Genomic DNA, 7,456 nt, shown 5'->3' on the forward strand with positions numbered 1-7,456 from the left:
ATGAAACGTTGGGAACCGATCGCCTATCCCGGGCCCGTGAATGCGCAAGGGGTCGCGACGCACCGCAATTTCAACCAGGCGACCGCGGCGCGCGGGTCCTGGCCCGATGCCGATGGCTATCAGCAGAACGTCATCGACGAGCCGGCGAACCTCGTCGAGAAGAGCGGCTTCGTCTTGGACGAAGACAACCCGTTTCAGACGACGGAAGCGGTCCGCTCGCAGCGTCTGAACTATTCGGCCGCTGGGGGCGCGGCCAACGCGCTGACCGTCACGCTGGATCCCGCACCAGCAGCCTATGCCGACCTGACCGGGACGCCACTGCGCCTGAAGATTGCTAACGCCAACACGGCGGCGGCCACCCTCAACGTCAACGGGCTTGGCGCCAAGGCTGTCTTGCGAGGCGATGGCTCGGCGGTTCCAGGCGGCTATTTGCTCGCCGGAGAAATCGTCGAGGTTCGCTTCGATGGGGCAGATTTCAGGCTGGACAACGCGTTGCGACGCACGACGGACAAGGTCGCCGGCGACTTCGCCGTGGGCGGCGGGTTGTCCGTCACGGGGGCTTTGAACGCCTCCGGCGGTATCGGTGTGCTCGGCGGAGGGGCTATTTCTCTTGGCGCGAATGCCGCCAATGGGTTCATCAACACCTCAGGCTTGACCGCGATATCCGGCCGCGACGTCAAGGCCTACATCAAGTCCGACAATGGCGTCGCGCTGGAGCTCAACAATACCGGCTCCTCGACGAACTCGATCCAGGCCTGGTCGACGGATGTCACGGTTCGTTGCAGTGTTCCGTCCGATGGCGGCTTCCACGTCCAGAGCGGTGCGGGCAACCCGACCTCGTTCAGTTCGAACCGCAATGCCGGATCCTTCAGCCATGTCAATGCAGTGACCGGCGGCTCAACCGTTTTCGCTGTCGACAGCGCGGGCAATATCTACTCGACCAACACGTCCATCACGCCGATTTCCGACCGCAATCTTAAGAAGGACATCGCGCCCTTCGCGTTCGGATTGAGCACGCTGCTTAAGCTGCGAACTGTGGAGTACCGCCTGAGATCGGAGGCGGACGATATTCCCAAGAAATCCGGGTTCATCGCCCAGGAGATCGAGGAGCTGATCCCGGCGGCCGTGCGCACGGTCTCGATGCAGACCGGCGTCGATGGGGAGGGCGAGCCGACTTTCACGGATGTGAAGACGCTCTCCATGGACGTCTTCATCCCGCTGCTCGTGAACTCGGTGCAGCAACTGTCCGCGCAGGTCGAGGCGCTGACCGAGCAGTTGGCGGGAATCGAAAAGGCCTCTTGAGCAGCTGTCGCGCCGCCTCATCCGCCCATTCGGTGCCGCATACTCTGCCGCCTACGGCAGAAGCAAAGCCGAGTCTCATTGCATCGATCTCAGCCATAAACGCTTGGCAGCCGACCAGCAGAAGATGGTCGATGCGGGACTGTTCACCGTAACCCGGCGAAACCGGGTCCTAAAGGGTCAGGCTCAGGCCTGATCAATATCTTCGAAAGGTTCCCCTCCATGAAGCGCCTCGCTCTCGCGTTGGCGGCGCTGCTGTGCGCCCCTGCCTCGCAGGCCCAGACGACATTCCCGTCGCAGGTCCCCGGCGGGTTTCCCCCGCCCACCGTGCCGAATTACGTTCCCGGATTCGTGCCGCTCTGCCTGAACGCCAGCGGGGTCGCCGTGCCTTGCTCGTCGGCCGCCCCCGGCTATGTCCAGACCCCGACCCCCTCGACGGTCATTGCCGGGCAGGGGCGCATCGCCACGGCGTCGACGGCGGTTTGCCTGCCCTCCGCCGCACTGCAGAACGGCATCGTCGTCAAGGCGCTTGCCGGCAATGTCGGCAGTCTCACGGTCGGCCCCTCCGGCGTGACGACCGCGACCGATGGCACCGGCAACGGCTATGTGCTGGCGCCGGGCGAAGCGATGTCCTTCGCTGTCTCCAACGCCAGCCTCGTCTGCTTCAACGGCACGGGCGTCGGCGACGGCGTGTCCTACGCCGGCAACTGAGCCCCTAAACCCTCCACCATCGCGAGCAAACCGATGAACCGCTTTCTGCGGGCGCTTTTGTGCGCCCTGTTCCTGCTTTCGCCGCTCGGCATGTCTGTCCAGGCCGGGCCGCCAGCCATCCCGCCCGGCCTGCCGGCGACCTCTGGGCAGGTCGAGGCCGTGCTCGGACAGATCCGCGATCCGATCTACTTCGCCAAATCCGCGAACCTACGGAAATGGCATTCGGCGCTCGCCAAGCTCAGGGCCGGCATCGCCCGGCCGCGTGTCGTCTTCATCGGCGACAGCCTGACGGTCGGCGCCGGGGCGGGCACAAGTTCGGCCAACACATGGACGACAGCGGCCGAGCCGCGCTCGATCACAGCGCATTTCGTGAAGGCGCTCGCGGCGCGTGGCTATCCCGCCAGCCGGCAGTCCTTCTTCGCCTCGTCCGGTCTTGCGAACCAGGCGGCCAAGCTGGCCTATGATCCGCGCCTGACCTTCACAACCAATTGGAGCGGCAGTGCCCAGACGCTCGGCGGCGTCTCCTGGGCGACGCAGACCGCGGCCGACCCGTTCAAGTTCACGCCCGAAGGCCAGACCGATCGGGTCGAGGTCTACTTCCGGCAGCGATCGGCCGACGCCTCCGGCACGCTGACGCAGAACAGCGACGCGACCGTTCTGGCGACGATGAACGGCTCCGGCGGCACTGAGGGCCCGCAAAAGGCCGCCGTCAGCGTCACCCGCGGCAGCAATGTCTACAATGTGCAGAAACCGAGCGGATCGGGCTATTTCATCCTGATCGGCATGATCACGCAGGACACGACGACGCCAGCCGTCGATGTGGTCAATGCTGGCGCCTTCGGCACGGTCTCGGCCTATCACGCGCCGAGCAATCCCTCGACGATCAACGCCTCGCTGGTGCTGCCGGTCCTCGCGCCGGACCTCACGGTCATCCAGCTCGGCGCCAACGACCTCAACACCAATGTCGACGTCGCGACTTATACCGCCAACATCCTCGGCATCGTCACGGCGGCGAAGGCGGCCGGGTCCGATGTCGTGGTCGCGATCTCCTCCTTCGGGAACAGCGGGGGCTATGGCACGGACGCGCAGCGGATCGCGTACAGGCAGGCCGTGATCAGCCTCTGCGCAGCTCAAGGATGCGTCGTCGCCGACTATGCCGCACGATCCATCAGCTACCCCAGCGCCAACGCACTCGGCCTGATGCGCGACGCGATCCATAAGACCGAGCCGGGATATGCCGACGACGCCGCGCTGCTGGCGCGGGCGGTCGTGCCCTGAACCGGCCGAGCCTGCTCTCGGCTGACTTCGCGACCTCTGTTTCCGGAGCAACATCATGGCCCTGACTTTCAGGGGCGCCGGCAAGCGCCTCGACGATATCGACTTGCCTCGTATCGGCGCGACGATCGGCGTCGGCGAGGACGAGATCCATGCCGTGCTCGATGTCGAGGCGGCTGGCTCGGGTTTCGACAAGGAAGGGCGGCTGAAGGCGCTTTATGAGCCGCACAAAGCCTATGCCCTGTCGAGCGGCAAGACACGCGATCGGCTGGTCGCGGCCGGCCTCGCCTATCCGAAATGGGGCACGAAGCCCTATCCGGCCGACAGCTATCCCCGGATCCTCGCGGCCATGGCGATCGACGAGGATATCGCCCTGCGCTCCACCAGCTGGGGCCTGGGCCAGATCATGGGCTTCAACGCCGGAGCCGCCGGCTATCCGAGCGCCCGCGCGATGGTGGAAGCCTTCGTCGACGACGAGGAGGTGCACCTCGAGGCGATGGTGCGCTTCATCGTCGCCAACGGTCTCGACGACGAGCTGCGCCGGCGCGACTGGAAAGGCTTCGCCCGCGGGTACAACGGCGCCGGCCAGGTCGACTATTATGCCGGCAAGCTCGCCGCGGCCTTCGCCAAATGGGCGAAGATTCCGGACACGCCCTATCCGCCGATCCCGACGACCGGCAGCGGCGTGAAGCCTCCGCCCGCGCCGGCGCCAGCGGTGATCGTCGCGCCGGTCATCGTGGTGCCCTCTCCGGCCCCGGCCGAGCCCGTTCCGCCTCCCCCTCCTTCTGCGGTGGTTCCGGTTCTGCCGGCCGTCGATCCCCTGCCTGCCGTGCCCGAGCGTCCCAATCTGTGGGCGGGCTTTCTCGCATTGTTCTCCGCCTTCCGGAAAGGAACTCTCTGATGCCGATCGACTGGGCTGTCCTCGCACGCCAGCTGGCGCTGATTCTCGTTCCCCTGATCCTCTCCTGGATCCGGCTGCCGCCGGAACTCGCACAGATGATCTCCGGGCCGATGGTCGAGGTTCTTGCGGGTGCCATCCTGGTCGGCGGCACCGCTCTCGTCGGCTGGGTGATCTATCTCGGCCAGCGTCGCGAGAAGCCGGCCGTGAAGATCGCCGAAACGGCAGAGCTTCCCGGCGTCAAGCGCATCGTCGTCGCTGATCCGGGCATGGCGGTCGAGGTGCCCAGCCTGAAAGTCACGACATGACGTTGCTGCTCGCGCTGGCGGCCGGCGTTCGCAATCTTCCCTGGCAGGTCTGGGCCGTGGCGGCGGCCGTGCTGCTGATCGGCCTCTATGGCTGTCAGCAATATGAGAGCGGCCGATCCGAGGCCGTCTCGACCATCACCCGATCGAACGAGCAAGCGAAGGAGAAGGCCGATGCGGCGAGCCGCCATGTCGAGGATTGCCCTGGCGTGTGGGATCGCGCTCGCGGCGTCTGCCTGTCAGACGGTCCCGGTCGATAAGCCCTGCGGGGTGATCACCGACAGCCTGCGCGATGTGCGCGGCGCGTCGCCAGCCGAGACCCGGCGCATCGACGTGCATTTCGAGCGCGGCGTGGCGGCAGGCTGCTGGGGGCGCGGCGGATGAGCGAAACGCGCACGGAAGAGCGTCTCGGCAAGCTCGAAACCGAGTTCGCCATCGTCCGCAACGACCTGGGCGCGCTCGGTCGCAGCCTCATGGAATTCCGCGACGAATGGTCTAACAAGGCCGAGGAAGATAGGAAGGCCCACAGAGCGGCGCGGCTGACCTTTCCGCAGATCATGGCGATGCTGGCCGGGGCAGTCTCCATGACGGCGGTTCTGCTCGGCGGGCTGATGTATCTGATCAATGTTTCAGGCTCTTCGGTGCGATCCGACCTGACGAGCCAGATCGGATCGGCGAAGCAATCCGCCGAAGCGGCGAATGCGCAGACCGGGCTAACAGTGCGCGGCATGGTGGAGGGGATCACCGCGTTGAACACCGGCATGCAGACGCTGCAGCGCGAGCAGGCGCTCGATCGCGTCAAGCTCGGCCTCGTCGAGCAGCAGGCCAAGGCGAACACCGCTTTCATCGACAAGGCCCAAAGCTTCGACGCCTTCATGGCCGGCCATGACGAGCGGTTGAAGGCGCTCGAACAGACCGTGCGCGACATCGCCGCACGCCGTCCACCTTCCTGAAATCGCGGCCTCGGCCGCCGATCGCCCGGCCGGCGTAACCGGCTTCGAATGGCTCCTGCCGTTCGGTTCGTTCCCCTGAAACGACTTGGCCCGGCCCGCTCGCGCGGTGCCGGGCCTTTTTTGTTTTCAGGCGCGGGCGAGAGCCGCGTAGCGGTCGATGAGTTCGCGCAACTGCGCGACGGCAGCGTCGCCGCGGATCTGCCGGATACCGCGCAGGCCGTCCTTCACCCCGTCGAGCGCCTCGTTGCGCCTCGCCAGCGGCATCTCGGCGAGGAAGAGGACCTCGCATTCCAGCCGCCACTCTTCCGACCATGTGTCGACCTCGCGGCCGGCGAGAACAGAATATTTCATCGGCATGGGCGCATCTCAGAATCGCGGCTTCTTCATCGGCGGGTTGGCGATCTCCCACATTCGCAGCTGGATGGCACGATCCTCCGAGAGCTTACGGGCGAGATAGATGGCGATCTCCTCCGCTTCCTGCCGTGTCCAGCGCTTCATGATCGACCGGCGCAACTCGTTTTCCTCGTAATAGAGATGCAGCGCCCTGCCCTGCGCGTCCTCGATCCGATAGCATTCGGCAGCTCGCTTGATCCTGAGAGGAAACTCCATCGGCTTGACTCTGGCCTCACTTGTTCTCATTCTGTTCTCATAAGCGAGAGCGGAAACGATGTCAGCCCAGACGGTCGAAGATCACGAGGAAAGGTTCCGGTTCAAGGTGATCGCGGTGCGCGCCGATGGCCGCCGCGACCTTGTGTCTCGCCATCATGAGCGCGGCCAGGCCGAACGTCGTCTGATCCGCCTTCCCTTGTCACCGGGCGATACCGTCGAGATCTTCGACCATGGCGTCAGCGTGCTGCGCAGCCATGTTCCCGATCCCGATCACCGCCCGGCCATTCCGTTCTGAGGGATGCCGGACGATCTGCCGGGGCCGCATACGAGCCTGCATTATTATCCATGGATCGTGGTGCGCTTCGCCTGCACCAACTGCCGGACCTACTCGAATGTCCGCCTGGCGCTGCTCGCCGAGCGCTTCGGCGCGACGACGACGATCGGCGAGCTTCTGGCCGAGTTTCACCACAACTGCCCACACCGGCCGCGCAAGCGAAACGGCCGCATCATGCACCGCGATATCCCGTGCGGCGGCTATTGCCCCGATCTCGGCGCGACCCTGCCTCCAGACCTACCGCCCTCGCTGACCGGGCTGACCTTGATCAAGGGCGGCAAAGACGATCTGCTGCCGGGGTGGGAGGCGCCGGCCGAGAGGCGCCGGCGCGTCGGCGGCGAGGAATGAGGCGATGGGGCACTGGGAACAGATCGGCCAATGGAACGCCAAAGAGCGCGAGCGGCGCGCCCCCCTGCCACGCTGGCGGCGCGAGCTGGCTCGGGTCGGCGGTGTCATCCTGCTCACGGCCGCGTGGATTGCGGGCCTCGCATGGCTCACCATGCCTCTCTGGCGCGGCTGATTTCGTGCAACGAAACGTGCAACAATTCGAGCAACAAAAGCAGCAGAAACGCCGTATTTATCGGCATTCTCGGAAAGGCCTAAATCCCGCCCTGTCCGCCAGCTCGTCTCCCAGCCTCAGCACTCGCCGCGGATCCGCTCGAAACGCTGGTATTTCCGGTGCCTGAAGGCGCCGTGTCCTTCTCTCTTTCGCCCCTGCGCAGAGAATTTTGGCGGCCGGGAAGGCCAATTCTCTACTCAGCCGCGCGCTCCTGCGGTTCCGCACGACAACCGCAGGCTTGGCGTTCAGCCCGCCTCCGGTCCGCCCGAGCGGCTCGGACATCACGGCATCCTCCCGGACGCCGTGTGTCACATCTCATTCGAAATGAATGGTCCTGAGCCTAGATCGCCAAGGCCGCCCGCATCGCCTCCAGGCGCTCCATGGCGATCACGCCATCCGCGATGGTCGGTGCCGGCGTCGCCGTTCCCATCAGGGCCGGCACGACATCCGCCAGCAGCGCATGATAGCCTTTCGGGTCCTCGTTCGCGGCGGCGGTGAAGTTCGGCTTCCAGC

Annotated in this window: 12 protein-coding genes; 10 read left to right on the forward strand and 2 right to left on the reverse strand. The window is 65.7% G+C overall.

Annotated features, from left to right (window positions below):
- The 7 genes from ACOJTB_RS19365 (at position 1) to ACOJTB_RS19395 (ending at position 5,441) form a co-directional block, all read left to right on the forward strand.
- On the forward strand, positions 1 to 1,302 hold the full coding sequence (locus ACOJTB_RS19365; RefSeq protein WP_420104161.1) for a tail fiber domain-containing protein: 1,302 nt from the start codon (positions 1 to 3) through the stop codon (positions 1,300 to 1,302).
- 219 nt (positions 1,303 to 1,521) lie between these two features.
- Positions 1,522 to 2,010, forward strand: coding sequence for a hypothetical protein (locus tag ACOJTB_RS19370; RefSeq protein ID WP_420104162.1), 489 nt, complete (start codon positions 1,522 to 1,524; stop codon positions 2,008 to 2,010).
- A gap of 33 nt (positions 2,011 to 2,043) precedes the next feature.
- Positions 2,044 to 3,288, forward strand: coding sequence for an SGNH/GDSL hydrolase family protein (locus ACOJTB_RS19375; protein WP_420104163.1), 1,245 nt, complete (start codon positions 2,044 to 2,046; stop codon positions 3,286 to 3,288).
- A gap of 55 nt (positions 3,289 to 3,343) precedes the next feature.
- Entirely contained in the window at positions 3,344 to 4,186 is an 843-nt protein-coding gene (locus ACOJTB_RS19380) for an N-acetylmuramidase family protein (protein ID WP_420104164.1), read from the forward strand.
- The gene (locus ACOJTB_RS19385; protein WP_420104165.1) at positions 4,186 to 4,491 is read left to right on the forward strand and encodes a hypothetical protein; all 306 of its coding nucleotides are present in this window, start codon (positions 4,186 to 4,188) and stop codon (positions 4,489 to 4,491) included. Before ACOJTB_RS19380 ends, ACOJTB_RS19385 begins: the two co-directional genes overlap by 1 nt.
- On the forward strand, positions 4,488 to 4,748 hold the full coding sequence (locus tag ACOJTB_RS19390; RefSeq protein WP_420104166.1) for a hypothetical protein: 261 nt from the start codon (positions 4,488 to 4,490) through the stop codon (positions 4,746 to 4,748). Before ACOJTB_RS19385 ends, ACOJTB_RS19390 begins: the two co-directional genes overlap by 4 nt.
- A gap of 120 nt (positions 4,749 to 4,868) precedes the next feature.
- Positions 4,869 to 5,441 carry a hypothetical protein gene (locus tag ACOJTB_RS19395; RefSeq protein WP_420104167.1) on the forward strand — a complete coding sequence of 191 codons (573 nt, stop codon included), beginning with the start codon at positions 4,869 to 4,871 and terminating at the stop codon, positions 5,439 to 5,441.
- A gap of 126 nt (positions 5,442 to 5,567) precedes the next feature.
- Here ACOJTB_RS19395 and ACOJTB_RS19400 read toward each other — a convergent pair whose 3' ends face one another.
- On the reverse strand, positions 5,568 to 5,792 hold the full coding sequence (locus tag ACOJTB_RS19400; RefSeq protein WP_420104168.1) for a DUF7696 family protein: 225 nt from the start codon (positions 5,790 to 5,792) through the stop codon (positions 5,568 to 5,570).
- 15 nt (positions 5,793 to 5,807) lie between these two features.
- Positions 5,808 to 6,050: a hypothetical protein gene (locus ACOJTB_RS19405; protein WP_420104169.1), complete on the reverse strand. Its 243-nt coding sequence runs from the start codon at positions 6,048 to 6,050 to the stop codon at positions 5,808 to 5,810.
- A gap of 58 nt (positions 6,051 to 6,108) precedes the next feature.
- On the opposite strand from ACOJTB_RS19405, the gene ACOJTB_RS19410 reads away from it, so the two are divergent.
- Genes ACOJTB_RS19410 through ACOJTB_RS19420 form a run of 3 tightly spaced genes read left to right on the forward strand, consistent with a single transcriptional unit; the run spans position 6,109 to position 6,904 of the window.
- Positions 6,109 to 6,345, forward strand: a complete 237-nt coding sequence (locus tag ACOJTB_RS19410; protein WP_420104170.1) for a hypothetical protein — start codon at positions 6,109 to 6,111, stop codon at positions 6,343 to 6,345.
- Between the two features lie 3 nt (positions 6,346 to 6,348).
- Positions 6,349 to 6,732, forward strand: coding sequence for a hypothetical protein (locus ACOJTB_RS19415; RefSeq protein ID WP_420104171.1), 384 nt, complete (start codon positions 6,349 to 6,351; stop codon positions 6,730 to 6,732).
- Positions 6,733 to 6,736: 4 nt separating this feature from the next.
- Positions 6,737 to 6,904: a hypothetical protein gene (locus tag ACOJTB_RS19420; protein WP_420104172.1), complete on the forward strand. Its 168-nt coding sequence runs from the start codon at positions 6,737 to 6,739 to the stop codon at positions 6,902 to 6,904.
- The last annotated feature ends 552 nt before the right edge of the window (positions 6,905 to 7,456 follow it).

This window comes from Allobosea sp. (assembly GCF_048595345.1).
Taxonomy (GTDB): Bacteria; Pseudomonadota; Alphaproteobacteria; order Rhizobiales; family Beijerinckiaceae; genus Allobosea.